The sequence below is a fragment of the Shewanella sp. 492 genome (genome assembly GCF_059338445.1).
The window spans coordinates 3,102,013-3,127,495 of record NZ_CM181702.1; the positions used below are offsets into that span (position 1 = coordinate 3,102,013).

Consider the following 25,483-nt stretch of genomic DNA (forward strand, 5'->3'; position numbering starts at 1 on the left):
GGGGCGGTGTTACCGGTCTCATTTTTAATGTAGGGCGGTATAACAAAAAACCCCATGTCATTTAGGCATGGGGCTTTAGGGGCTCGACGCTTACTCTTCGTCGATAACTTCTTGATACCCTTCGGCATCAAGTAGGCTGTCAACTTCAGACTCGTCAGATGGCATCACGCGGAAGAACCAACCGTCGCCGTATGCGTCGCTGTTAACGAGCTCTGGAGAATCTTCTAATGATTCGTTAACGGCAATCACTTCGCCAGAAATTGGTGCGTAGATATCAGAGGCAGCTTTAACCGACTCGGCCACGGCGCAGTCTTCACCGGCGGTGACTGTGTCACCCACTTCTGGTAGCTCAACAAATACCATGTCACCTAGCAGCTCTTGGGCGTGCTCACTGATGCCGACAGTGTATGAACCGTCTGCTTCTTTGCGGATCCATTCGTGTGAAGAAGCGTACTTTAGTTCAGCTGGAATATTGCTCATTATTTTTAATCCTTTTTCCGTAATACTCAATTTTGACTAATCAGACAATGTGTAAGTTAAGCTAAAAAATTAGAATACTTGTTTACCGTTACGCACAAAGCCAGGGGCTATGACTTTAACAGGCACGCGCTTTTTACGCATCTCTACTTCTGCGACATCGCCAACAGAATTGGGCAAGCGTGCCATGGCAATAGAATAGCCCAAGGTCGGTGAGAATGTCCCGCTGGTGATAACCCCTTGCTGCTCTTCGCCGTTCGCGTCGGTAAAGAACACATCCATACCTGGGCGAATCACCCCTTTGGCTTCCATCACTAGGCCCACTTGCTTATGGGTACCCGCCGCTTTGATGGCGGTTAACGCTTCACGGCCAATAAAGTCACGATCGCTTGGCTCCCAGGCAATGGTCCATGCCATGTTGGCTTCGAGCGGGTTAACGCTTTCGTCCATATCTAGGCCATATAAGTTCATGCCTGCTTCTAAACGCAGGGTGTCACGCGCGCCTAAACCACATGGCTTAACGCCATTGTCGAGTAGTGCTTGCCAAAGGGCGGCCGCTTCATCTTCAGGCACAATGATCTCGTAACCCGCTTCACCGGTATAACCAGTAGTGGCAATAAACAAAGAACCTGATTGCACACCAAAGAAAGGTTTCATCCCCTCTACGGCTGCGTTTTGCTCGGCAGTAAACACGCTGGCAGCTTTCGCCTTGGCGTTAGGGCCTTGTACGGCAATCATCGCCATTTCTGGACGTTCGGTAATGGTGACATCAAAGCCCTTCACTTGCTCAGCAATCCAAGCGAGGTCTTTTTCACGGGTCGCAGAGTTAACCACAATACGGTAATGGGTGTCGTCGAGATAATAGGTGATGAGGTCGTCGATAAGGCCAGCATTGTGGTCTAGCATACCGCAGTAAAGCGCTTTACCCGGTACGGTGAGTTTGGCAACGTCGTTTGCCAACAGTTTACGCAGAAATTCACAGGCTTGAGTGCCGGTTACGTCAACCACTGTCATATGAGAGACGTCAAACATACCTGCGTCTTGACGTACAGCATGGTGTTCTTCGATTTGAGAGCCGTAGTTAATCGGCATTTCCCAACCGTGGAAGTCGACCATCTTGGCATTAGATTCCAAGTGCTTGTTAAAGAGTACAGTTTTATTAGCCATTATTATCTCTTCTTTAATGCCCTTTTCGGGTCTTACCTGACGGTGACAACATGGCTGAAATACATTGATAACGGGACTAACCGAAAGGCTCGGATAAGATCCCGTTTCCACCTGTGGTTTGAGCTATGCGACACCTAGGTGTGCTTTATTTATAGACACACCTGAACGTAGGGTACGTTGGGTCAGGATGTGATTGCAAAGATGAATTTTTGCATCAATTGCGTCGAATATGATGCATCGACAATGTCGCCTGCTAAGACGGGTCAATGGTATCAAAATGCGGCGAAATTATACCTTGCGTCACAGTTTTGTATACAAGATATTTTTCTAATCCGAGCGTATTTAACATTACTTTTTCTTATGCGTTAATCGTAGCTTTTTTACAGCGCAAAAAAACAACACCACAGCAACCTTTCAAGCCACTGTATTTAAAGGTAAAGTTGGCCAAACTCATTTTCAATGATACTTATTTACACAGGGCTGGCAGACGGCTTTTATTGCCCATCGCCTGTTGCATAAACAGTGTTTTCACAGGAGAAAAATTATCAACCAAATTAAGCCCTAAATCTCGCAGTGCTTGTTTCACTGGGTTCGCCCCATCGAAGAGGCGCTTAAAGCCTTCCATTGCGGCTATCATCTCCAGCGCATCGGCTTTACGCCAACGTTCAAGGGCGCGCAAATTGGCATAGTCGCCCAAATCTTTACCCGTACGTCTCAGTTCACTCAGGGTTTCGATAATGGCCGCGGCATCAAGAAACCCAAGGTTAACCCCCTGCCCCGCCAATGGATGTATGGTATGGGCCGCGTCGCCTGCCAGCAATAAGCGGTGGCGGGCAAAGTGGCGCGCATAACGCATGCGCAGTGGAAAAGCCTGTGGCTCACTTTCGAGCTTGCACATGCCTAGCTTGCCGTCGAAAGCGGCGGTAAGGCTGCGCTCAAACTGCACCGCATCGCCGTCGAGTAAGGCTTGTGCCTTTGTTGGCGGCACCGACCAGACGATAGAGCAGAGGTTCGCTTCAAACAGGGGTAAAAAGGCCAATGGGCCATCTTGTAAAAACACCTGCCGTGCGGTGTCATTGTGAGGCAGCTCGGTGCGCACCGTCGCGACAATGGCGTGGTGGCCATAATCCCAAAAGGTCATCGGGATCTTGCACTGCTCGCGCACCCAAGAGTTGGCTCCATCGGCGCCTATCACGAGGGCCGCCGACAGGTTGTCGCCGTTATCTAAGGTGAGCCATGCTTCGCGCTCGCCAAAGGCAATTTTGTCGAGGCGGCGATTTTCAAGATGAGTTATCTCATCAAGCTCAGCCGCACGGCTAGCCAGTGCGTGGCTGATGTTGTCATTTTCAATGATGCTGCCTAAGGTTTGCTCGCTGATACTGTGGGCGTCGAAACCAATTTTACCTAGGCCGTCTTTATCCCACACCGCCATTTTTTGGTATGGCCCCATGCGCGCCTCGTCGACATAGGCCCAAGCACCAAGATGGGTAAGCAAACGTTGACTGGCCTTGTTAATCGCACTGACGCGCATACGCGCCTCGCCCGACACGGCTTGGGTTTCACCGGCGTCGATAACCACCACCCGCAGCGACTCCATCGCTAAGCCGATGGCCGTGGCCAGTCCCACCATACCACCGCCAACAATGGCTACATCATAGGTTTGAGTGCTGAACATAGGGGTATCCTTTATCGCTACGAGGCTGAAGTTGTAGGGGATTTCCATCCCATGGCTTGGCGGGCAATGGGGGTTTTTAGCGGCGGACACCACGACAAGAGGCGTAGCCCAATATTACGTCCGGCCACCAGCGGCCAGTGTTGATTGGAGAAGCCGCGCACCAAAAACTCGACATTGTTGATGGTCGATGCCCTGTCTTGACTGCGCTGAGCTAGATACTGATGGGTCAGCTTAGCACCGCCAAGATCGTCTCCTGCTAATAGCGCGCCGCGCACCGCATCGATAACGCAGACTAAATCACGCAACCCAAGGTTAAACCCTTGACCGGCAATGGGGTGTAAGGTTTGGGCGGCGTTACCAATAAATAGGGTGCGCTGATAGATAGGCCGCGGCATCGACGACAACTTAAGCGGATAAGCGTGGCGCTCTCCAACCTCGATAAATTGCCCTGCTCGATAGCCAAAGGCCTGCTGCAAACTGACTAAGAAGGTCGATTTAGAGCAGGTTAACATTTGCTGCGCCATGGCGGGCGACAATGCCCACACTAAAGACATGCGAGCCTGACCATCAACATTGGCCATCGGCAGCAAGGCTAATGGGCCAGAGTCGGTAAAGCGCTCATAAGCCCATTGTCCATGGGGCTTGTCGATGCCGATATTCGCCACCACCGCCACCTGCTCGAAATCCACTTGCTCAAGGGGCAAGGTAAAGTCACGCCTGACGACCGAGTTAACCCCATCGGCAGCCACTACCAGCTTAGCGCTGAGTTCACGACCATCATCAAGCAGCAAATAATTAGCGTCGATATCGGCGCGAATGCTGGCTAACTTAGCCGGGCAATACAGGCTAATCTGCTGTTTCTCTAAGAGTTCAAATAACGCGGCGCCTACACGCTCTAGCTCGACCACTTGCCCTAAGTAAGGCAGGTGAAAGTCGCTAGCATTGAGGGTGGTCATGCCGAAATGGCCGCGATCGGACACATGAATGTTGTCGATTGGGGTGCCCAAATGGACCAATTTAGGCCAGATGCCTAATCGGGTCAGCTCGAAAATAGAGCCTTGCGCTATGGCGATTGAGCGGGCGTCAAAACCGGGATGCTGACCACCGGGACGGCTGGCTTCAATCAAAGCGACCTTTAAGGGACGCTTGAGCTCCTGCGCTAGCTTGGCTAGCCCTAAGGCTAACGTGGCACCGGCCATGGCGCCGCCAACAATGGCGATATCAAAATCAACTGTGGTCTGAGACGCGGTCATTCAATTTCTCTATTTAGGCAGATACTTAGCGGTACCTGCCGTGACTTTTGCTGTTGGCAATCTTAATGAATTTTGGGGTCTTGATCTGTGATCTCACTCGGCTGTGGGCCAAATTCGGCGTAGCACAGCAGTGCCGCCATGCGCGAAAACTCCATCAGCTCTATGTAGGCCGCTTCAGACTCATCATCGTCGGCCACGTCAAATTCTACCTGCGCGATTTCGGCCAGATCATTGATCACCTCTTTGACATCTTTAGAGGCGCGATTGAGTTTAGGCTGCACAATCGCCAGACCCGTTAAGAAGCTTTGTACCCATAACGAGAGTGCTTCAACCCGCTTATTAAGCGGCTCTTCCTCTTCGGGGGCCATTGGCGTAAAGCCAAAATCGGCATCGGTGATCCGCGCGACAGTATCTTGGTAGAGCTCTTCGAGCAGTTGAGTCAGCGATGGCGGCGGTAATTGGCCATCATTAATTAACTCTAACAGTGACTTTAACCATTCGCTTTTTGCTTGGCCCACACCACCGCAAATAAGCCCCACGAGTGAGCCATGTACTTCTACCGGATGTTGAGCGATTTCAGCACCATTGAGCTCGGCCAATAGGCTATCAATACTTAAAGAGGGAGGCGTTGCCATAACTAATGTCCAATCATATTTTCTCTGTGCACATGCTAGCAGAATTGACCACATCGACCAAGATTAAAAACATGAGCCACTGCCAAACATTATGCCCACTAAGACGGCTGATAGGTGGTGAAAAAAAACCCGCATAGGCCAGAGCCTGTTGGCGAGGTTTTCACCAAAAGCGATGCGATTTACCGCCATTTATCGCGTAAGGCGCCAGTGATTGGTTATCTAAACAACATTTAATCTAACAAAGTGTTATTAGCACCCAAGTGTTATTGCACTTTAAGATACAGACCGATATAGTCCGCTCAACAACACGATAAAAGGATCTACATCAGCAAATGAGTAGCCATGCTATAGAGATTAGCTTATTAGGCCGGACCTACTCCATCGCTTGCCCTATTGGTCAAGAAGATGCTTTGCGTCATGTAGCGGCAAAACTGGAAAAACAGTTAAGCACCCTTCGTGCCCGCACCAATAATTTGAGTCGGGAAGAGATTGCCATCATGGCCGCATTGAATATCGGCTATGAACTGTTAGAAGAACAGAAGAAAAATCAAGATTATATAAAGCAGATGGATGATAAAATTGGTCTGCTACAGTCGACCTTAGAAAGTGCGCTAGTTGAGCGCTCGACTAAAGAAGACTAAGCTAATTGAAGCATCAATTAGCTGATACTCACTGAGTATCTATGCAACGTTTTTGCTCCCTGTGGTGTGCGTGAGTCGGTTATGTCCCTGTGCCGATATTTACAAACCCAGGGTGAATGCTTTAATGACATTGCGCAAGCTCGGCTCGAACCGAGAAGCCTTAGGAGTTAATCATTTACCCGCCTTGAACCTACGGTTCAAGGGCTACACCGGTAACGGCACCTTGGGGAGCAATTCAAATAATTAAGCCATCGCTTTAACCAGCGGTGGCTTTTTTACATCTGCAATGTCACCCACCTTGAAACACTATATGGGTTCAAGGGCTACACAGGTAACAACGCCTTGGGGAGCAATTCAAATAATTAAGCCATCGCTTTAACCAGCGGTGGCTTTTTTACACCTGTTGCAAATGAAATAAATTACCCACCTTGAAACACTTATGGGTTCAAAGGCTACACAGGTAACAACGCCTTGGGGGAGCAATTCAAATAATTAAGCCATCGCTTTAACCAGCGGTGGCTTTTTTACACCTGTTGCAAATGAAACAAATTACCCACCTTGAAACGCTTATGGGTTCAAGGGCTACACAGGTAACAACGCCTTGGGGAGCAATTCAAATAATTAAGCCATCGCTTTAACCAGCGGTGGCTTTTTTACACCGGTTGCAAATGAAACAAATTACCCACCTTGAAACGCTTATGGGTTGATAATATTTTACCCATTGAATCGATAGCCTGCCTAACGCTACACTGAGCGCTCAGCCTAACGGTAACCTTTACAGAGCAGCGGTTAATCAGACGTTTTACAGGAAGTATGCCATTGAGACCCCTATTATCATCCACCACACCTATGCTTATTACGCGTCAAATGTTGCGCGAACAGGTGCGAACGGCCCGTAACGCATTATCTAGCAAGCAGCAGCGTCAGTTTGCCAACCAAGCATGCCAACACGCCCTGCAGTTAATCACCGAGCGCGGCGTAAAACGAGTGGCACTGTATTTAGCTAACGATGGTGAACTCGATACCCAGCCCTTAATTTACGCGCTGTGGCAACGAGGGATTGAGGTATACCTGCCTCGGCTGCATCCCTTTTCGCCGGGTAACCTTATCTTTCTCGCCTACCGAGCCGATTCTCCATTAATTAAAAATCGCCTCGGTATATTTGAGCCCAAGCTGGCGATCACGCAGATGCGTCTGCCTCATCAACTGGATATGGTGATAGCGCCATTAGTGGCATTTGATGCCAATGGCAATCGCATGGGGATGGGCGGGGGTTATTATGACCGCACCCTTGCCCATTGGCCGCTAACGGGTAAACCTTTACCTGTAGGTTATGCCCATGACTGTCAGCAAGTCCGTCACTTACCGTGCGAACATTGGGATGTGCCCTTGCCTGTTATTATTACCCCAACGCGCATAGTGTATGGTTCGTAACTAGGATTAAAGAAGAGGGTAGCCATCTGTTGAATTCAATAAATACCGCACAAATCTAATGCATAACAATATTTATCCATAAGGAGTTTTTTATGAAGCCACTGCTTATCTTATTAGGCGCACTAACCCTAACAGCTTGTCATACGCCAACATCAACCACAGCAACACCGGCAACCGCTACACCACCTGCGATAGCCACTGCTGTGAGCGAGCCTACGACATCAATCGGCGACAATAGCCAAAATGCCTTAGATTGGCCGGGAGAATACTCGGGCGTACTGCCTTGTGCCAGCTGTGAAGGGATAGAGACGCACTTGGTGATCAACGCCGATCTTAGTTATCGTTTAACGCAGCGTTATCTAGGAGAGTCTGGCGAGCTAATTATCAAGGAAGGCAACTTTACTTGGAACGAACGCGGCAGCGCGATTAGCCTAGCTAATGATGCAACTCCTATGCAGTTTCAAGTCGGCGAGAACCAATTATTTATGCTAGATCAAGAGGGCAAACGGATCTCTGGTGCGTTAGCCGACGATTACCGCCTAGCTAAGATGTTCTAATTGGCTGAAACCAACAAACTTGAGGGTAACTTACATCTTACACCAGAGTTTTTCACAGGGCATATCACCGACCTTCTTTTCAAAACCTGGGCAGTGCTGCACAAAGTATTGCGCCTCTTGGCACGAGGTCATCTGTAAACACTGCTTGCGGGAATCACAACTAAAATCCGTATTGGGCAGTATTTGCTTGCCTATATAGTGCTCTGAGCCTGCAGGAAACAACCCTTCAGGCGGTTGAGTCCCATCAGCACCAAGCTCGTAATTGATCATCAATAGATAAAGCAAACTGGCTAATCCTAGGGCGAATACCACCAGTCCAACCTTAAATTGCCAGCTGATCGCGTCGATGCCAATCGCGCTATTAGGACTATCGAAAGGTGAGGTTAATTTGATGGGGTTACCAAGGTCTATCTCTCCCTTGATCACTTTGATACCGCGAAGCCTATCTTTCCACTGGCGATAAACTACGGTCTGCCCTTCTTGAGGCATATGCTCATAAGGTAATAAGTTAGCTCCGAGTATGCGTAGTTCACCTGACCCATCGTCTGGGGCGATAATCCCAACTCGTTGCTCTTTATTCCAACGAACAAGCGTTCCTCGCTTCATCCTGATATCCATATTCACGCCTATCTAAGCCATCTTGGCTTATACAAATGACTGCAGTTAATAAAAACACAACAATTTTAAATATAATAACCTATTGGCCCGACAGCAAGTATGAATTCAATCCGTTGTCGCGAACGCATTAGACTTGCCAGTCGATAATGGGCTGCTGGTGTCGTAAAAGTAATTCATTGATTTTAGAGAAATGAGCACAGCCAAAAAAACCACGATAGGCCGATAATGGCGAAGGATGTGGCCCAGTCAGCTTTTGGTGATGTGGCTGAATGATCAACTTCGCCTTTTTAATCGCATGCGCCCCCCATAACACAAAAATAATCGGCTGCGACTGCGCATTAAGCAGTGCCAAGGCGTTATCGGTAAAAGTTTCCCAGCCCGCTTTGGCGTGAGAGTGCGCTTTCCCCTGTTCAACCGTTAATACCGTATTTAACATCAGTACACCTTGGGCTGCCCATTGACGTAAATCACCGTGATTTGGAGGGGTAAATTTGGGGATATCCGTCGCTAATTCTTTGTAGATATTAACCAATGAGGGGGGCACCTTAACGCCTGGTTTAACCGAAAAGCATAAGCCATGAGCTTGCCCAGCACCATGATAGGGATCTTGCCCAATCAACACCACGCGCACCTTGTCGAGCGGCGTTAAGGTAAAGGCATTAAATACCTCCTCCTCACTAGGATAAATGGCTTTACCCGCGGTGCGCTCGGCAGCGACAAAATGTTGCAGCTGAATAAAATAGTCTAATTGTGACTGCTGCTCAATAAAGTCATCCCAGTTTGCGATATGCTCCATACACTTCTCTTTAGATTAAAAAACGATTAAAATTAATTACTAATACACTACTCGTTATAACTGTCATGAGCATAAACGCTCATTAAACCGCTTGGCTTATCCCCGGCTGCAACGTTATTTTTATAAGGACATATTTACCATGATATCTCAACAGCAACAGCGTGGTTTTACCCTTATTGAGCTTGTCGTGGTGATTATCGTGCTAGGCCTACTGGCTGTGACCGCCTTGCCTAAATTTGTCAATGTCTCTCAAGATGCTCAAATTGCCAGTGTAAAAGCCACAGGCGGCGCATTTAAAGCGGGGATTAACCTTGCCCATGCGGTTTGGGCCACTCGAGTAGGCTCAGGCCCAGCTGAAAACCTGCCCACCTTTGGTGAAGATGAAACGGGTGAGATGGATTTTAATGCCGCAGGGTGGCCAGCTCAACACTATTTCACCGATAACGAGCCCTCTCCGTCACTCGACAATGTCGAAGATTGTATTTCCGTATGGCAAACCCTGTACCAAGGTGAAGAACCTAGCGTGTCACGCTTTGATAGTAGTGATGAGACGGATTATAAGGCCAATTATATTGCGATTAATCAATGCCGTTATGAGTTCAATAATAATAAAAACTTAAGCATCTATTACGACTCTCGTAATGGCCAAGTCGTTGTCGACAGCGATCCAAATAGCTAAGACTTCTTAACTTGGGAGGATAAGCTAAAAATTGAAGCAAGCAATGAATCGAGGCAATTTGCCAATTTGATCTCATAAAGCCACATTCAATGATTCACTGTTGGCTAATTTAAGTTAATATCCGCCTATTACATTCACTCAATTGTGAGCCAACAGCATGTCAGAACAGCAAAAAGAAACCACTATTTTTGAATTAGCCGATCAATTCATTGCCCTTGCCAACGAGCTGAGCGCCCAAGAGCAAGATGTCGGTAAAGTCGGCACGGCGCTGCGTTTTGCGGCAGCCCGTTTTAATGCATTTGAAGCATCAATCAAATCATCTGATTTGGCTGCTGAAAAAGACAATGCGCTAGAGTGGTTTAGCAAAGAGTACCGCGATATGTTAAATGACAATCTCGATGACCACATAAATAATCCATCACCAGCCCAAAGCGAGCCGGTGAAAGATGAAGCAGTACAGGTGTTTAAAGGTTAATCACCCGATGTAACCTTGTATGCCATCGCCTTACTGCTCAGGTAAGGCGATGGCATAATTACCCCATAACCTCACAACGATATCCCCCTAGCACTTTGTCCATTACTCACTATTTGTGTATTACTAATAATGTGCGCTTCCAAAGCAATCTGCTTGAGAGTCTTAAATCGTAACGAGAACCCTGATGGCCAATAAAATTAGCACCACGCCAGAGAGCCTATCTATCATGCGCGCATTTTCCCGCAACTTGGGTAATACAGAGCGATGTGACAGCAATGATGCTATCAAGGTATACCACAGGCCATCGACCACCAGAGGCGTTAACACAATTAAAGACTGCCCCCAAAGGTTGTCGGCTGCCAACACAAATTGACTAAATAGCGCCAAAAAAAACAGCATGATTTTAGGGTTAAACAGTGAAATAGCCAGGCCGTCACGCGCGGCGGTAAGCGTGCTACTGGCTTTACCTGCCGCAAGCTTGTCCGACATACCGCCTTTAGAGCGTAGCGCCTGCAGGCCAATATAGGCTAAATAGAGCGCGCCTAGAATGGCAATGCCATTAAAGACCAGTGGCGCTTGCTTAAGTAACACCCCTAGGCCAAGCAAGGTCACTAAAGCGTACACCCCAATGCCAATAGAGTGCGCCCACGCGCAGACAATCCCCTTAGCGCGGCCGCCACCTAAGGTATGCCGCACCACCATAGCTAAACTTGGCCCGGGCGACATGGCGCCCAAACAACAGATGGCCAGCAAACCTAGCCAAGCACTCACACTCATCCTGCTTCCTCTTACACGACCCGATTATTGTTGTTATATCATTTGGTTAATCCGATGGCGCTTGGTAATACTCGCCAGCTTATACGCTTTGCCATCGCACCGGGCAGCTTACAAACATTCAGCCATAGGTGCAAAAGATCTGTGATGTACTGATTATTTCAATTCAGGCGTTGATGTTTGCTAGACTAGCATCATCAATCACCTTCAATGGTTATCATGCACACCATCCTCACTATCAGCGCACTCACACTAAGCTTGCTTATTGGCTTGATTATTTTTCTTAGCGTTAAAAAAGCACGCGGCACCCAGATCCCAATGGCAGTACTGCTATTACTGCTCTGTTTTACCGCGATCAACGCCGCCGTAACCTATTTTATTTACCCGCGCGAAGACATTACCGCCTATAAAAACTTAGTTTGGCAGCCGTTAGCCCAAGAGAAGATCGCCGCCTTAGTTGCCCAAGATAAAACAGTATTTGTCGATGTCAGCGCCGATTGGTGCATCATTTGCAAAGGCAATAAAGATCGCGTGTTGCATCGTGAGGCAGTGGTTAAGCTACTCAAGCGCGATCATATGGTATTGATGTTGGGCGATTTAACCCGCAGCGACCCCGTGGTAGAGGCTTTTTTAGCCCAACATAATGCCTATGGTATTCCCTTTACGATACTGTTCAGTTCTCAATATCCCCAAGGCATAGCGTTATCGCGCGTACTCGATTACCACGAGGTGCTCACCCTATTACGGGCACATTGATACGAGGCGACTAACTAATAGCAAGGTAGCAGTCTTGCAAGATACTTGTAAGATAGAAGTCGCGATATATCGTGAGCTAAAGTACACTGGATCTCTAGTTCATTTCTGCTGCGAGTATCTTTATGTGTTCATCCCCTTTAGCGCCCACGGGCGAGACTCATGTGGACTTTCTGCCCGAAAATAAATTATTGCTTAATGCCGTGGGCGAAGGGATCTACGGCTTTGACTTGGCAGGCAATGCGGTGTTTATCAATCCTGCCGCCGAGCGCATGACCGGCTGGACAGCACAAGAGCTGCTGGGTAAAAATATTCACAATCACCATCATCACAGTCATGCCGATGGTAGCCATTATCCCCAAGAAGATTGCCCCATTTACAACACCATGCACGACGGCATTGCGCGCGAGATCAGTCATGAACTGTTTTGGCGTAAAGATGGCAGCAGTTTTCCGGTGCATTACACCACAACCCCAGTCTATAAGCAGCAACAGCTGATCGGTGTAGTCGCGATATTTCGCGATATCAGCATGCAGAAACAAACCGAAGACTCACTGCGTCAGGCATTAGAGCAAGTGCAAGCCTTGTCGGAAAAGCTGGCCAGCGAAAACGATTACCTGCAAACGGAACTGGCCAGCCACACAGGTGATGTGAGTATCTCTGGTGAAAGCGAGCCGATTTTACGCCTTATTCAACAAATTAAGCTGGTCGCCAACACCAATAGTACAGTGCTGATCAGTGGCGAAAATGGCACAGGTAAAGAGCTGGTCGCGCGCAATATTCATAAACTCAGTGAGCGCAGCGATAAACCTCTGGTGAGCGTCAACTGCGCGGCATTTTCGCCCACCTTGCTTGAAAGCGAACTGTTTGGCCATGAAAAAGGGGCGTTTACCGGTGCGACCACTCGGCGCAAGGGGCGATTCGAATTAGCCCACCAAGGCACCTTGTTTCTCGATGAGGTCGCCGAATTGTCCCTCGAGGCCCAATCGAAGTTGTTAAGAGTGCTACAAGAGCAAGAGTTTGAGCGGGTCGGCAGCAGCACGACCATCAAGGTGGATATTCGTCTGGTGACCGCGACCCACCACGACTTACTAAAACGTGTGCAGCAAGGGCTATTTAGGATGGATCTCTATTATCGCCTCAATGTGTTTCCGCTGCATGTGCCGCCTTTGCGTGAGCGTTTACAGGATATCCCCACCTTAGTGAGCCATATCGTCGCCAACCTCAATAAAAAACTCGGCAAAAAAATCAAAGGGGTAAGTAATAAAGGCTTAAGTCATCTAATGGCCTACAGCTGGCCTGGGAATGTACGAGAGCTGCAAAATGTGATTGAGCGTCAAAGTATTTTGTCTCAAGGGCAGGTATTGCAAATCCCCGCCCTACAACTCGATACCGCCAACGCGCCGCCGACACACGGGCAAACCTTAGAGCAAGTGGAAGCCGCCCATATTCGCCGTACCCTACAACAGTTAGGTTGGCGCATATCGGGCGCGCAGGGCGCCGCTCAAGTGTTAGGATTACCCGCCAGTACCTTACGCTCACGTATGAAAAAGCTCAATATTCATCGACCAAGCTAGGATTAATGCCTCTCTATTTTTCGCGATATATCGACAAAGCACGATATATCGCGAGGCGATTTATCTCAAGATAACAATAATCTTTTATAATCAATGCATTAAATAACTCGCAAGTTGGTGCTGAACTTGCAGATACCGCGATACTTTTTTCAATGTGTATAGCGCGGAACCTTAATCATGACACAAAGTGTGAACTCACGGTCCACCTCAACCCCGGCCAATTCGGCCATGGCATCAAACGGCAAACCACCTAGCGCCCAGGGCGAGCCGATAGCGGTGACCTTTATCCCCAGCGAAAAGGGCAAGATTCATATCAAAGAGCAAAAAGGTGACTTCCAACGACTGCGAACCGGCCTTAACAGCCTGCTTATCTTATGTTTCTTTTTGGTGCCTTTCATTCGTTACCATGGCCAGCAAGCTATTTTATTTGATATAGAAAACCAGCAGTTTAATTTTTTTGGTACGACACTGTGGCCGCAGGATTTCACCCTGATGGCATGGGTGCTTATTATTGCCGCATTTTTACTGTTTTTTATTACCGTGTTTTGGGGGCGGGTCTGGTGTGGCTATCTGTGCCCGCAAACCAGCTGGAGCTTTATGTTTGTCTGGGTTGAAAAGCAGATAGAAGGCAACAGCAATAAACGTTACGCCTTAGACAAAGCCCCTTGGAGTCTCAATAAGCTCACCAAGCGTGTTAGCAAACACCTATTATGGGGTCTCATGGCACTGCTTACCGGCTGTGGATTTATCGCCTATTTTGTGCCCGCAAGCAGCTTATACCCACAAATATTCACCCTCAATGGCAGTTTTTGGATAACGGCCTGGGTATGGTTTTTTGCCCTGTGTACTTACCTGAATGCCGGCTTTATGCGCGAGCTCATGTGCTTGCACTGCTGCCCCTATGCACGTTTTCAATCGGCCATGTTCGACAGTAACACCCTGACGGTGACCTATAATACCCAGCGTGGTGAGTCTCGCGGTCCCAGAAAACGCAAACAAGCCACAGATCTTGGCGATTGTGTCGATTGCAACTTGTGCGTCGATGTGTGCCCAACGGGAATCGATATTCGTAATGGCTTGCAGTATGAATGCATTAACTGCGGTGCCTGCGTTGACGCCTGCAATCAAACCATGGATAAGTTCGGCTATGAGCGTAACTTGATAAGCTATAGCAGTGAAAACGAGCTCAAAGGCTTACCTGTACAGCGATTTAATTCTTGGCGGTTTATTGGTTATGGCATGGCGGTAGTGATTATGCTGAGCGTATTTGCCTTTGATCTATACCAACGCGAGGCGATCCAGCTTAATGTGATAAGAGACAGACAAAACCTGTATCGCATCGCGCCCGATAACCGTATCGAAAATAGCTATACGCTCAAGATCCGCAATAAAACCCAGCAATCACAACAATACCTTATCTATCTTGAAAGCGATCAAAGTCACTTTATCAATAAAGAGGTCGAGGTAGAGATTACCGTTCAGCCCGGAGAACAGCTCAGTTACCCGCTGACCGTGTACCAACAACGCAGTAAAGATGCCCCAATCGATGGCGCATTACGTCAGCAGCCCATTACCTTTAAAGTAATGAATCTGGCCGATCCACTCGACAGTGTAGCGCAACAAAGCCAATTTTTTACCCTGACTTCAGCGTAATCATCCCACCCAGACTTTATCGCGTCTGACAGCAACAGACGCGATAAAGGTCTGACCAGCACCAAAGCCCAGCCTAGATATAAAATTCTATATATACATAAGCTTAATAAATTTAAGTCCCAAGACTCATCGGCTATTTACGGTTGACCTTAGCGCGCTTTTAGCACAATCTAAACACTTGTTTAATTTTTAACAAATTAATAATAATGAGAGGCACGCTATGGCATATGATGTTGATACCCACGTCAACCTTACCCAGTACCAATCGATAATCGACCTGATTGAAACGTCGGCGCAGCGCTATAGCGATCACACTGCCTATGTCTGTTTAGGCCAATCGAGCACCTTTGCCGATATCGAGCGTGACTCGCGCTATTTTGCCGCTTATCTGCAACATCATACTGCGCTTAGCGTTGGCGATCGCATCGCTATTCAGCTGCCCAACATTACCCAATTTGTTATTGCTGCCTATGGGGCATTGCGTGCAGGCTTAGTGTTAGTCAATACCAACCCGCTATACACAGAACGTGAACTCATTCATCAATATAATAATTCGGGCGCTAAGGCCCTAGTGGTGCTGAGCGACCTACTGCCGACGCTAACCAATGTCATCGCTAACACCGCCATTGAAACCGTTATCGCAACCCACGCATTGGATTTAATTGCCGAGCAGGAACAACCAGCCACGCCCTTTACGACCACCCGCTTTAATGAGGTGTTAGCCAAAGGCAGCCAGCTCAGCTTTACCCCCGTAAAAGCTAACTTGGGCGACTTAGCGGCGCTGCAATACACTGGCGGCACCACTGGGCTCTCTAAAGGCGCCATGTTGAGCCACAGCAATTTGATTGCTAATGCCCTGCAGGTTAAATCTCGCCTTGGCGATAAACTCATTCAAGGCGAAGAGATATTTGTCGCGCCGCTACCCATCTATCATATCTACGCCTTTATGGTGAACCTTATGGTGTATTTTGAAAGTGGTGGCTGCTCGGTACTTATTCCAAACCCTAGAGATATCTCATCGTTAATCAAAACCTTGAGTGAACATCCTTTTACTGGCTTTGCCGGGATCAACACCTTGTTTGTTGGCCTTTGTCACCAACCTGAGTTTAAAGCTCTCGACTTTAGCCACCTAAGAGTCACTATCTCTGGCGGCACGGCGCTCACTCAAGCCGCCGCCGCGGCCTGGCAATCCACCACTGGCTGCACCATATCCGAAGGTTATGGCTTGTCAGAAACCTCACCAGTTGTCTCACTTAATGCTCCAGGATTGGAGCAACTGGGGAGTATAGGTAAGCCGGTTATCGACACCCAAGTGAAGATCCTCGACCTCGATGATAACGAAGTGCCCTTTGGTGCCACAGGGGAGCTGGCAGTAAAAGGCCCACAAGTGATGAGCGGCTACTGGCAGATGCCAGCGGAAACCGCCAAGGTGATGACAAGTGACGGCTTCTTTAAAACGGGGGATATTGCCCTTGCGATTGACTTAGGCATGCACAAAATTGTCGACCGTAAAAAAGATATGATCATCGTCTCGGGCTTTAACGTTTACCCCAATGAGGTTGAAGAGGTGCTGAGCGCCCATGCAGCCGTACTCGAATGCGCCGTAATTGGCGTAGAGGATGCGCGTAGTGGTGAGGCGGTAAAGGCGGCAATTGTGCTAAGCAGCCCAAGCGATGATATCTCGGCCACCCAAGCCAGTATCCTAGCCCATTGCCGCGAGCAACTGACCGCTTATAAAGTGCCGAAAATAGTTGAGTTTATGAGCGCCCTGCCGAAATCCACCGTGGGAAAAATATTGCGTCGTGAACTGCGTAAATAACCAAGGCTAGGATTAATGAAAGGGGCCTATTGGCTCTAGTTAGTGTTAATGTTCCCGCTTACCGCTAACTGCTTGCAACTTAACACTTATAAATACTGACTCCGCTATACACTGACCAATATAAATACCGACCAAGAAGGGAGCCTAATGGCTCCCTGCTTGTCGTACCTTCTTATCTATATTAGTTAAGCACTTTGTATCAACTTTTCATGCCCTTTATTGTTGCACCCAAATAATCTCATCAACCGCAAACCCCATCTGCTTAGCCTGCGCCACAAACTGCTGCTTTAACGCGTCACTCACCTTGGGCGTACGCGATAAAAACCATAAATAGTCACGCTTATAGCTGGTGATAAAGGCATATTGATAATCGGCTTTATCCAGTTCATAAATCACATAAGCGCCATAGAAAGGGCCAAAAAAGGAGACCTTAAGGTGACCAATATCGGGGCTTTCGACAAAATAGGCTTTACCTTCGGCTTCATCCCAACTTTGATCTGCCACTGAAAAACCACGATTAATCACCTCAACGCCACCATCGGCTTGCATACTGTAGGTGGCCGTGACTTGCGTTAAGCCGCGCTCAAAGCTGTGATCTAATCTGGCGATCTCATACCAAGTGCCTAAATAACGTGGCAGTTCAAACTGCTCAACAGGCTTAATACCACTGGGCACACTGGTGCACCCATTGAGCAGTAGCAAACATAACAAAACAATTTTTTTCACGTTGACTCCAAAATATAGATAGATCAAAGGTAAAGGATAACCCAGTGAACATTCATTACGTTAAAAACCAAGAAAATGTTCACTCAGCTTAACAGCGGTTAACACCTCCCTAGCGCACTTTATCTTAGATAACAAAAAAAGATCGATAAACTCATGGTTCAATCACAATGGTTAAATTCAAGCCAATACATCCCTCAAAATACACTTAAAATAAGCTAATAATGAACCTCTATTAGCAAAAGTAATCAATTAGCTTTAAGGCGAATAACATGCGTAAATTAATCTCGCTTCTTATCCCCACAATAGTCCTTGGAGCTTGCGGCGGCTCCGATGATTCACCTACGCCCACGACTGATCTCGCCGTCGGTATGGTCAATATTGCCATTTCCGATTCTCCGATGAGCCAAGTCAGTAACGTCGAGTTAGTACTCGATAAGCTAGTAATGACCGATGCCCATGGCACAGTTCATCAACACGACTTGGGGCAACACAGATTCAATCTTCTCGACTTCCAAGGAACAAAGAGTCATGAGGTTATTCGTAACCTTGAGCTACCAACGGGTCACTACCACGATGTACACTTTACCTTAATTAATGGTGATCAGTCCGATGGCTGTGCGATTGAAAATGGTCAAGGACGATTACCATTGATAGTCGAAAACAACCATCTTCCGTTACATGACTTTGTATTAAATCAGCACGAGAACCTATTTCTGACCATGGAGATAGATCTATACCAATCGATGCACCTTTACGATAACCAATATCATCTTAACCACGACGGTATCTACTCTATTGATAATCGAAAAATGGGACACCTCATTGGCGAGATGGATCCTCAATGGATAGCAAACTGCGAAATAACGCACTCAGATAATGCTCCGCTTGGCGGTCAGTTTTATCACATGGCCTATCTTTATCAAAATAGCGTCACAGGTCTTACGCAAATGGCGGATATAAGTCCAGCTAGAAACGATGGTAAATTCTCGCCAGTAGCCATCGCTCCTATACATCAAGATATGAGTGGTGATTGGTCCTTTGCCATGGGTTACCTCCCCGCTGGTGATTATCGCGTTGCCTATACTTGCCTTGGTCACTTAGACGACCCAGCTATCGATGATATGTCTCAGGACACCTTTAGTCTGTTTGAAGATGCAGGCTCTGTCACTGTGGGAGAGGGTGGCCAAGAGACAACACATCAATGTGGCAACGGCCATGGTAATCATGGTGGACACGGCTAAATGATGTCATTAAGCGAGTATGGAAACTCGCTTAGCTTTAGCGCAAAACACTACATCTCCTCATTTAATAACTGCAAACTGGCAAATTCACGATACAGCTCGCAGCTTTGCATCAATTGTGAATGGGTGCCACTGGCGACTAACGCCCCTTTTTGCATCACTAAGATGCGATCGGCATTAAGCACTGTGGCTAATCGATGGGCAATGATCAATGTGGTGCGCCCCTGCATTAAGGCATCTAATGCCAATTTAACCTTATGCTCGCTAACCGCATCCAGCGCACTGGTGGCCTCATCGAGCAGTAAAATGGGCCGCTCGGCTAATATGGCCCGCGCAATCGCGATGCGCTGCTTTTGTCCACCAGAGAGCCGCACCCCGCGCTCACCTAAATAGGTGTGGTATCCCATGGGGAAATCGACAATAAACTCATTGGCATGTGCGGCAATACAGGCATCAATCACTTGCTGCTCGCTAGCATCAGGGCGGCCATAACGAACATTTTCTAACACGCTGCTGGCAAAGATCACCGACTCTTGCGGCACCAGCGCAAACTGCTGCCTAAGCGCTTGCGGCATCAGATTAGCGATATCGATACCGTCTAATAAGATACTGCCGCTGTTAAGGGGATAAAAGCGCTGTAATAATTCAAATAAAGTGCTCTTGCCGGCACCACTTTCGCCCACCAGCGCCACCCGTTCGCCGCTGTGGATCTGCAGGCTAAGGTTACGGATAACCCATTGATTATCTAGCGGGTCATCGCACTGGGCATCGCTAGCATTTTCACTACTATTATCGGTGTTGGGATAGGTAAAACAGACTCGATTCAGTTGCAGGTCGCCGCGCACCTTAGTCGGCAGCATTTGCGGATGCCGGGGTAGCGGTATATCGATGGGGGTTTCAGCCAACTCGATAAGGCGCTCGGTGGCGCCAGCGGCGCGCTGGATCTCACCAATCACTTCACTAATGGTCGCCACGGCACCAGCTACCATCACCGCATAAAACATAAAGGCCGATAGTTCACCGGCGGTGATAACCCCTTGCATCACATCATGGGCGCCGACCCAAGTGACCAGCGCAATGGCTAAAATACTTAAAAACATCACCAGCGAAATTAATATCGAGCGATATTTTATCCGCCCCTTAGCTGCGTCCATGACCGCTTCGACACGCTCATTAAATAGCTCACGATCTCTGTGTTCATGACAATAGGCTTGCACCGTATGAATTTCGTGAAGGGTTTCATCCACATAAGCACCAAGATCGCCGACCCTGTCTTGGCTCTTGCGTGACAAATCGCGCACCTTGCGACCTAAGAAAAAGATAGGCCCAAGCACCATAGGCACCGCAAGCAGTACTAAAGCGGTCATCTTCAGGCTAGTGATTGTCATCATCACTATGCCGCCAATCACGGTAACACTGGCCCTAAGGGCCATCGAGAGGCTTGAGCCCACCACAGATTGCAATAGGGTAGAGTCGGCGGTAAAACGCGAGATCACTTCACCGGTTCTGAGTTTGGCGTAAAAACCCGGCGACAGCTTAAGCAGATGATCGTACACCTTAAGGCGAATATCGGCGCTGACTCGCTCGCCGAGCCAAGTCATTAGGTAAAAACGACAAAAAATCGCCGAACTACTGAGCGCGGTAATGCCAATCACCAAGAGGATGATCTCGTTGAGTCGCTCGCTGTTATCTTGCAAAAACCCTTCATCGACCATCAGACGAACGCCTTGCCCTAATGACAGCCAGGCCAAGGAACCGATAAACAAAAAGACGATAGCGGCAATGACTCGAGCGCGATAAGGTTTTAAAAAGCCAGCAATCCAGGGCAATACCGCCCGGCGACTGGCCGAGGAGGCTGCCGCCGCTGATATGGCTTGTGTGTTTACCGCCGAGGCGGCCAATTTATTATCGCGCATAGGTCGCTAAACAAAATGGGAGATAGTGACAAGAATATCAAAAATAAAGCCAGATAATTGAATTTGTTTATCTATTGCAGACAATCAACAATGAGCCCGCCGCTCATCGCCAAGTCCTCTTTGTGATATAGTGCCGTCATAACAAAAGGGAGCGATAACCTGTGGTAAAAAATATTTCGAACGAAACCAAAAATGAGGCGCTAAGAGTCGCTAAAGCGACCCAGAAGCCGGGGCAAACCAAAGAGCAAACTAAGCTGATTGCGCTGGGGATTGAGAAAGGCATTGCTGAATATAAAAAACAGCAAAAGAGTAAGGCCCGAGACAAAGATAAAGCCCGTAAACAGGAGCTAAAAGCGAAAAACCGCGATTCAGCACAAACCGATGTCCCCCAAATTAGTGACTCGAACAGCAACTCATCCAAGCTCCCATGGGCGCTACTGCTGCTGAGTTGGGCTGGATTTGCCGCTTACCTGTTAATGGGCTAATGCCTCAAGCCAGTAAGTCTAGGGGCACCTGCGATGTGCATAACGCTAACTGCATCAAACTAGTGCATTAAGCTAATGCATCAAGTTATCGAGGCGCTGGGCCAAATGGATCGCGATACGCTTTTGAAGGCTCGATGAGCTCGCTTGCAAACATAAGTGCTCCTCCCAGCTAAATACCTTATTGATGAGATGGTAGCTTAACCAACGCCATGGCTCAGGCTCCCACGGGGTTAATACCTGGTTAACCTCACTCACATGGGCCCAAGGCATTTGGGTTAATGCGGTGTCACGCTCAAGGATCAGATCGGTTAAGGTTCTGGCAAACAGATTGGACGCCCCGACACCTTCGCCGCCATAGCCACCAGCCAAGCCGATGCCATTGCGCTTATCGAATATGGCGTGGGGGGCAAATGTTCTCGCCATCGCCAGCGTTCCGCCCCAGCCATGGCTCACCTTGACCCCTTTGAGTGCCGGAAAAAGATCGACCATAAGCTCAGCCCGCCAGCGAAAAGCCTCGCTATTACGGTCAAATTGAGTCTGCGTCTTAGCACCAAATCGATAGCCCCCTCGCGCGCCAAACACCAAACGATTATCTAAACTGCGCTGACCATAAGTCACCTGCCGAGAGGCATCGCTAAAGGTCGGCCTGGCGGCCAAGCCCAACTGTTGCCATAACGCCTCACTTAAAGGTTCGGTGGCAATCAACATGCTTTGCACAGGTAAGGTATAACGCCCAAGCTGACTCACCTCGCCTTGATACCCTTCAAGGGCAGGCACAATCACCTCGGCGCGAACTCGGCCAGAGTGACACTGCACCACGCCCTGACCAAAGCCGCTCACTCGGGTGTTGTCATACAGGGTCACTCCCATACTTTCGACCACGCGGGCTAGGCCGCGCACCAACTTGAGTGGCTGAATCGTAGCGCAGTGGGGAGTATAAATCGCCGCGCAGCCCAGGCGCATACTGACTGCCTGAGTTAACGCATTCCCTTCCACCCAGCGATAATCTTGCTCGGTAAACCCTTGTTGATGCAGCTCGGTTAGTTCGCCGCTCAGAGTATTAAGCTGCTCAGGATAACGCGCGGCCACTCGGTAATTACCACTGTGGCTAAAATCACAATCAATACCATGCTCTGCTATGACGCTGGCTACTGCATTGATGGGACTTTGGATCAACTGTTTGGCTTGCTCAAAGGCCTCGCCCGATAATCCTGCAAGGTAATGGCTATCGCCAACAAAACTGCCCATCAACCAGCCGCCATTACGCCCAGATGCGCCCTCTCCGGCGCATGTAGCATCGAGCACCACTATCTTTAATTGGGGAGATTGCTGCTTAAGATAATAAGCGGTCCACAGCCCTGTGTAACCGGCACCGATAATGGCCACATCCGCATCGATATCACCAGCTAATGCGGGGCGTTGGACGAGCGCTTCGCCCAAGGTACTGGCCCACAGGGTTTGATGCAGTGAATGGCTCATTAAGATTGCAACTGAGCTAACAGTCCATTGAGGTGGTCCTTGATCCATAACGGATTAATCGGCCCCCAACTGCGCAATTGATAATACCCCGCGTTATGGCGCGTACCGTCTTGCACAAACTCACACTCGATACCCACATCGTCCAATGAAGCAATGGCATCTTGTAAGGTCCGCCTTGGCATGGCCGTAAGCTTACTCAGCGACAGCAAGTTATGACGCTCGTTATCGATAAGATGGGCCAAATAGAGTTTTCTAAGAAAGGCCTTTTTCTGTTTTGATATTTGATTGTCTGTATCGCCCACTGCGCACTCCATAATGAGGTTAGTTTTAGCTCTTTTGTAAACATAACAGATAATTACAAATTAGTGCTATGGCACACTCTGGTTAAATTGGGCATGATGCTGATATAGTCTAAATAAACCACAGCATGACAACCTTGCTTAGGATAACCAATGGCAGACGATCTGAAGGGCCCAACACTTAGCCTAGGCGAGCGACAACGGCTGGCCCCCCATGAGTGGCTAAGCTTCGATCAAGTGCCTCTCACCCCTGTTGAAACCACTTATATCAAGCAAGTCCATATCGAAAACCTGCTGTTGTTTGTGCCAATCATTATCGCCATTGCGGTAATAAGCCTATTGGCTAACCTGCCCATTTTAGCGCTATTGGGACTAGTGACGGCCGCACTCGTGCTCGCTGCGGTCATCAGTTATGGCCGCTATAAGTTTGCCACGTCGCTGGCTTATGGGGTATTTGACCATGAGTTTGTTATGCAACAAGGGGTTATTTGGCACCAGAAAATCGCCCTGCCCTACAGCCGTTTACAACATGTTAGCTTGTCGCAAGGGCCGCTGGAGCGCCGTTTTGGTCAGCACACCTTAAAATGTTTTAGCGCTGGCAGTGGCAGCGCCGAAATTACCCTGCCAGGGCTAAGTAGCTCGGTCGCAGAATCCCTTCGGCAACACTTATTGGCCAAAGCGGCGCTCGTTCGTCAAGCCGGCTCGGCGCCTGCCGACATCGCAGCGAAGCCCCCCTTGACCAGCATGAATAGCGATGATGCCGATACGGCAAAAATCGCCTCTCAGCCTAACGCGCTCAGTGATACCGCCACGCCGAGCGATAAACATGAGTAGTCGCTTTACCCAATGGGCGAGCCTATCGCCATGGTCCATCATCAGTTTTAGCTTACATGCACTCAAGGTGATGCTTAGTAACGGTTATGCGCTGATACCTGTCATCTATACCGGTTGGCAGCAGGGTTTTAATTCACCTTGGGTGATATTGGTGATGGTCACTGTGGTGTTAGCCATTGCTACCTTTGCCATTGTGCAGTGGAGCCAATATCGCTTTCGCGTACAAGACCATAAATTGGGCATCAAACAGGGATTGTTATTTAAACGCACTCACGAAATTCCGCTGAATAAAATTCAAAATGTGCGCCTCGAACAGCCGCTCTATTTCCGCCCATTGGGGCTGTTCAGTTTGGTGGTGGAAACCGCAGGTTCTAAGCAAGATGAAGCCGTGCTGTCGGCGGTTAACTATCGCCAAGCCATGCAGCTTAAACAGCGGTTATTTATCCATGCGCCCACTACGGCTGCAACCGACCCAGCGGGAACAGCACCTGTCGATGGCACCGCAGCAGCCCCTTCAACGAGCGGCCTTGTGGTGCAAAAACAGCTTAAGGATCTGCTGATTTTTGGTTTATACCAAAACAATCTTTTTTGGTTATCGATCATTTCTGGCTCGATATTGGGGCAACTCAATTGGGAGCAGATCGGTGATAGCGTGTTTGCCCAAGCGTTGTGGCAATGGTATCAAGTGACTATCGCTACCAGCTTGATGAATGAGCTGCTATTTGGATTATCGCTATTACTCTTGCTGTATCTGTTATTGGCGCTAGTCTCTATCGCCTCGGCGGTCTTAAAGTTTCACCCTTATAGGTTAAGCCTACGGGATAACACCTTGCATCGCACCGGCGGTTTACTGGCCAAACAACACGATGTATTGGCGTTAGCCAGAGTGCAGTTAATTCGTTTTAATCAGCCCGTTTTAGGCCGGCTGTTTAAGCGTTGGACCGCCAATTTTAAGCAAGTAAAAGGCAGTGAAGTCGAACAGCAATCCAAACGCCATATGCTGATCCCAAGCATGACCTCTGTCGAGATAACCCAAGTACTCTCTAGGCTTAACGGCCTTGAGAGCCACGCCACAGAGCTACCCACTCATTACCAAGGGATCGATATCGGCTGGTTTTGGCGCCGCGCCTTTTTACCACCATTAGTGACCTTGCTGGCCTCTTTTATACTTGGCCTTAACGGGTTAACCGAGCTGATGTGGCTTGGCGCAGCCCTTGTGGTGATAGCACTCTACTTAAGGTATCGCCAATGGGGGTATCGGTTGCAAGGCCATGATCTGTGGATCCATACCGGAGTGCTAGGGCAAAGCTGGCAACTGCTGTCACTCACCAAGGTGCAGCATGTCTGCATAAGCCAAACAGTAGGGCAGCGACGCAAACACTTAGCCACATTGCACTTAGGCATGGCCAGCGGCGAGCAAACCATACCTTACCTTAGTATCACAGACGCCAGAGTGATCGCCGAAACGGCGCTAAGCTTAACCAAGTATGACCATACTAACTGGATATAAGGAGCCCTTG

Annotated in this window: 25 protein-coding genes and 1 other RNA gene; 14 read left to right on the forward strand and 12 right to left on the reverse strand. The window is 48.6% G+C overall.

Going from position 1 to position 25,483, the window contains the following annotated elements; all coding sequences use genetic code 11:
- Positions 1-90: 90 nt before the first annotated feature.
- The 5 genes from gcvH to AC5YBX_RS13700 form a co-directional block, all read right to left on the reverse strand.
- Positions 91-480 (reverse strand): glycine cleavage system protein GcvH, encoded by a 390-nt coding sequence (gene gcvH / locus AC5YBX_RS13680; RefSeq protein ID WP_110457408.1) that lies wholly within the window; start codon positions 478-480, stop codon positions 91-93.
- Between the two features lie 69 nt (positions 481-549).
- Positions 550-1,644, reverse strand: coding sequence for a glycine cleavage system aminomethyltransferase GcvT (gcvT, locus tag AC5YBX_RS13685; protein ID WP_494523854.1), 1,095 nt, complete (start codon positions 1,642-1,644; stop codon positions 550-552).
- Between the two features lie 466 nt (positions 1,645-2,110).
- On the reverse strand, positions 2,111-3,319 hold the full coding sequence (locus AC5YBX_RS13690; protein WP_494523855.1) for an FAD-dependent monooxygenase: 1,209 nt from the start codon (positions 3,317-3,319) through the stop codon (positions 2,111-2,113).
- 17 nt (positions 3,320-3,336) lie between these two features.
- A complete protein-coding gene (ubiH, locus tag AC5YBX_RS13695; RefSeq protein WP_494523856.1) occupies positions 3,337-4,572 on the reverse strand; it encodes a 2-octaprenyl-6-methoxyphenyl hydroxylase in 1,236 nt (411 codons plus the stop codon).
- A 62-nt stretch (positions 4,573-4,634) separates the two neighbouring features.
- A complete protein-coding gene (locus AC5YBX_RS13700; RefSeq protein ID WP_475514702.1) occupies positions 4,635-5,207 on the reverse strand; it encodes a UPF0149 family protein in 573 nt (190 codons plus the stop codon).
- A 332-nt stretch (positions 5,208-5,539) separates the two neighbouring features.
- On the opposite strand from AC5YBX_RS13700, the gene AC5YBX_RS13705 reads away from it, so the two are divergent.
- From AC5YBX_RS13705 to AC5YBX_RS13720, 4 genes are all read left to right on the forward strand, one after another.
- Entirely contained in the window at positions 5,540-5,848 is a 309-nt protein-coding gene (locus tag AC5YBX_RS13705; protein ID WP_475514703.1) for a cell division protein ZapA, read from the forward strand.
- Between the two features lie 53 nt (positions 5,849-5,901).
- Positions 5,902-6,082, forward strand: a non-coding RNA gene (ssrS, locus tag AC5YBX_RS13710) — 6S RNA.
- Positions 6,083-6,661: 579 nt separating this feature from the next.
- Positions 6,662-7,282, forward strand: coding sequence for a 5-formyltetrahydrofolate cyclo-ligase (locus tag AC5YBX_RS13715; RefSeq protein ID WP_494521043.1), 621 nt, complete (start codon positions 6,662-6,664; stop codon positions 7,280-7,282).
- A gap of 92 nt (positions 7,283-7,374) precedes the next feature.
- Positions 7,375-7,839, forward strand: a complete 465-nt coding sequence (locus AC5YBX_RS13720) for a copper resistance protein NlpE (protein ID WP_494523857.1) — start codon at positions 7,375-7,377, stop codon at positions 7,837-7,839.
- 30 nt (positions 7,840-7,869) lie between these two features.
- Here AC5YBX_RS13720 and AC5YBX_RS13725 read toward each other — a convergent pair whose 3' ends face one another.
- Both AC5YBX_RS13725 and ung read right to left on the reverse strand, forming a co-directional pair.
- Positions 7,870-8,445, reverse strand: coding sequence for a hypothetical protein (locus AC5YBX_RS13725; RefSeq protein ID WP_494521041.1), 576 nt, complete (start codon positions 8,443-8,445; stop codon positions 7,870-7,872).
- A gap of 139 nt (positions 8,446-8,584) precedes the next feature.
- Positions 8,585-9,253, reverse strand: a complete 669-nt coding sequence (gene ung / locus AC5YBX_RS13730) for a uracil-DNA glycosylase (protein WP_494521040.1) — start codon at positions 9,251-9,253, stop codon at positions 8,585-8,587.
- Between the two features lie 139 nt (positions 9,254-9,392).
- On the opposite strand from ung, the gene AC5YBX_RS13735 reads away from it, so the two are divergent.
- Together AC5YBX_RS13735 and AC5YBX_RS13740 are read left to right on the forward strand one after the other, a co-directional pair.
- Positions 9,393-9,932, forward strand: a complete 540-nt coding sequence (locus tag AC5YBX_RS13735; protein ID WP_494521039.1) for a type II secretion system protein — start codon at positions 9,393-9,395, stop codon at positions 9,930-9,932.
- A 157-nt stretch (positions 9,933-10,089) separates the two neighbouring features.
- The gene (locus AC5YBX_RS13740; protein WP_494521038.1) at positions 10,090-10,407 is read left to right on the forward strand and encodes a DUF3144 domain-containing protein; all 318 of its coding nucleotides are present in this window, start codon (positions 10,090-10,092) and stop codon (positions 10,405-10,407) included.
- A 162-nt stretch (positions 10,408-10,569) separates the two neighbouring features.
- Here AC5YBX_RS13740 and AC5YBX_RS13745 read toward each other — a convergent pair whose 3' ends face one another.
- Positions 10,570-11,184, reverse strand: a complete 615-nt coding sequence (locus AC5YBX_RS13745; protein WP_494521037.1) for a LysE family translocator — start codon at positions 11,182-11,184, stop codon at positions 10,570-10,572.
- Positions 11,185-11,400: 216 nt separating this feature from the next.
- Between AC5YBX_RS13745 and AC5YBX_RS13750 the strand changes: the two genes are divergently transcribed.
- The 4 genes from AC5YBX_RS13750 to AC5YBX_RS13765 all read left to right on the forward strand — a co-directional run bounded on the left by AC5YBX_RS13750 (position 11,401) and on the right by AC5YBX_RS13765 (position 16,983).
- Positions 11,401-11,937: a thioredoxin family protein gene (locus AC5YBX_RS13750; protein WP_494521036.1), complete on the forward strand. Its 537-nt coding sequence runs from the start codon at positions 11,401-11,403 to the stop codon at positions 11,935-11,937.
- A 122-nt stretch (positions 11,938-12,059) separates the two neighbouring features.
- A complete protein-coding gene (locus tag AC5YBX_RS13755) occupies positions 12,060-13,511 on the forward strand; it encodes a sigma-54 interaction domain-containing protein (RefSeq protein WP_494521035.1) in 1,452 nt (483 codons plus the stop codon).
- Positions 13,512-13,688: 177 nt separating this feature from the next.
- A complete protein-coding gene (gene ccoG / locus AC5YBX_RS13760) occupies positions 13,689-15,164 on the forward strand; it encodes a cytochrome c oxidase accessory protein CcoG (RefSeq protein WP_494521034.1) in 1,476 nt (491 codons plus the stop codon).
- Between the two features lie 220 nt (positions 15,165-15,384).
- Positions 15,385-16,983: an AMP-binding protein gene (locus tag AC5YBX_RS13765; protein WP_494521033.1), complete on the forward strand. Its 1,599-nt coding sequence runs from the start codon at positions 15,385-15,387 to the stop codon at positions 16,981-16,983.
- 216 nt (positions 16,984-17,199) lie between these two features.
- Here the strand turns inward: AC5YBX_RS13765 and AC5YBX_RS13770 are convergent, their stop codons facing one another.
- The gene (locus AC5YBX_RS13770; RefSeq protein ID WP_494521032.1) at positions 17,200-17,709 is read right to left on the reverse strand and encodes a lipocalin family protein; all 510 of its coding nucleotides are present in this window, start codon (positions 17,707-17,709) and stop codon (positions 17,200-17,202) included.
- Between the two features lie 269 nt (positions 17,710-17,978).
- Here AC5YBX_RS13770 and AC5YBX_RS13775 point away from each other — a divergent pair, with 269 nt between their 5' ends.
- Positions 17,979-18,950: a DUF4382 domain-containing protein gene (locus tag AC5YBX_RS13775; protein WP_494521031.1), complete on the forward strand. Its 972-nt coding sequence runs from the start codon at positions 17,979-17,981 to the stop codon at positions 18,948-18,950.
- A gap of 50 nt (positions 18,951-19,000) precedes the next feature.
- Here the strand turns inward: AC5YBX_RS13775 and AC5YBX_RS13780 are convergent, their stop codons facing one another.
- On the reverse strand, positions 19,001-20,866 hold the full coding sequence (locus AC5YBX_RS13780) for an ABC transporter transmembrane domain-containing protein (RefSeq protein WP_494523858.1): 1,866 nt from the start codon (positions 20,864-20,866) through the stop codon (positions 19,001-19,003).
- 161 nt (positions 20,867-21,027) lie between these two features.
- Between AC5YBX_RS13780 and AC5YBX_RS13785 the strand changes: the two genes are divergently transcribed.
- A complete protein-coding gene (locus tag AC5YBX_RS13785) occupies positions 21,028-21,351 on the forward strand; it encodes a DUF2956 domain-containing protein (protein WP_494521029.1) in 324 nt (107 codons plus the stop codon).
- Positions 21,352-21,423: 72 nt separating this feature from the next.
- Here the strand turns inward: AC5YBX_RS13785 and AC5YBX_RS13790 are convergent, their stop codons facing one another.
- Together AC5YBX_RS13790 and AC5YBX_RS13795 are read right to left on the reverse strand one after the other, a co-directional pair.
- Positions 21,424-22,830 (reverse strand): NAD(P)/FAD-dependent oxidoreductase, encoded by a 1,407-nt coding sequence (locus AC5YBX_RS13790; RefSeq protein ID WP_475514719.1) that lies wholly within the window; start codon positions 22,828-22,830, stop codon positions 21,424-21,426.
- Positions 22,830-23,132 (reverse strand): winged helix-turn-helix domain-containing protein, encoded by a 303-nt coding sequence (locus AC5YBX_RS13795; RefSeq protein WP_475514720.1) that lies wholly within the window; start codon positions 23,130-23,132, stop codon positions 22,830-22,832. The genes AC5YBX_RS13790 and AC5YBX_RS13795 overlap by 1 nt, the downstream gene beginning before the upstream one ends.
- Positions 23,133-23,282: 150 nt before the next feature.
- On the opposite strand from AC5YBX_RS13795, the gene AC5YBX_RS13800 reads away from it, so the two are divergent.
- Together AC5YBX_RS13800 and AC5YBX_RS13805 are read left to right on the forward strand one after the other, a co-directional pair.
- Positions 23,283-23,963, forward strand: a complete 681-nt coding sequence (locus AC5YBX_RS13800; protein ID WP_494523859.1) for a PH domain-containing protein — start codon at positions 23,283-23,285, stop codon at positions 23,961-23,963.
- Positions 23,956-25,473, forward strand: coding sequence for a PH domain-containing protein (locus tag AC5YBX_RS13805; protein ID WP_494521027.1), 1,518 nt, complete (start codon positions 23,956-23,958; stop codon positions 25,471-25,473). Before AC5YBX_RS13800 ends, AC5YBX_RS13805 begins: the two co-directional genes overlap by 8 nt.
- Positions 25,474-25,483: the final 10 nt, after the last annotated feature.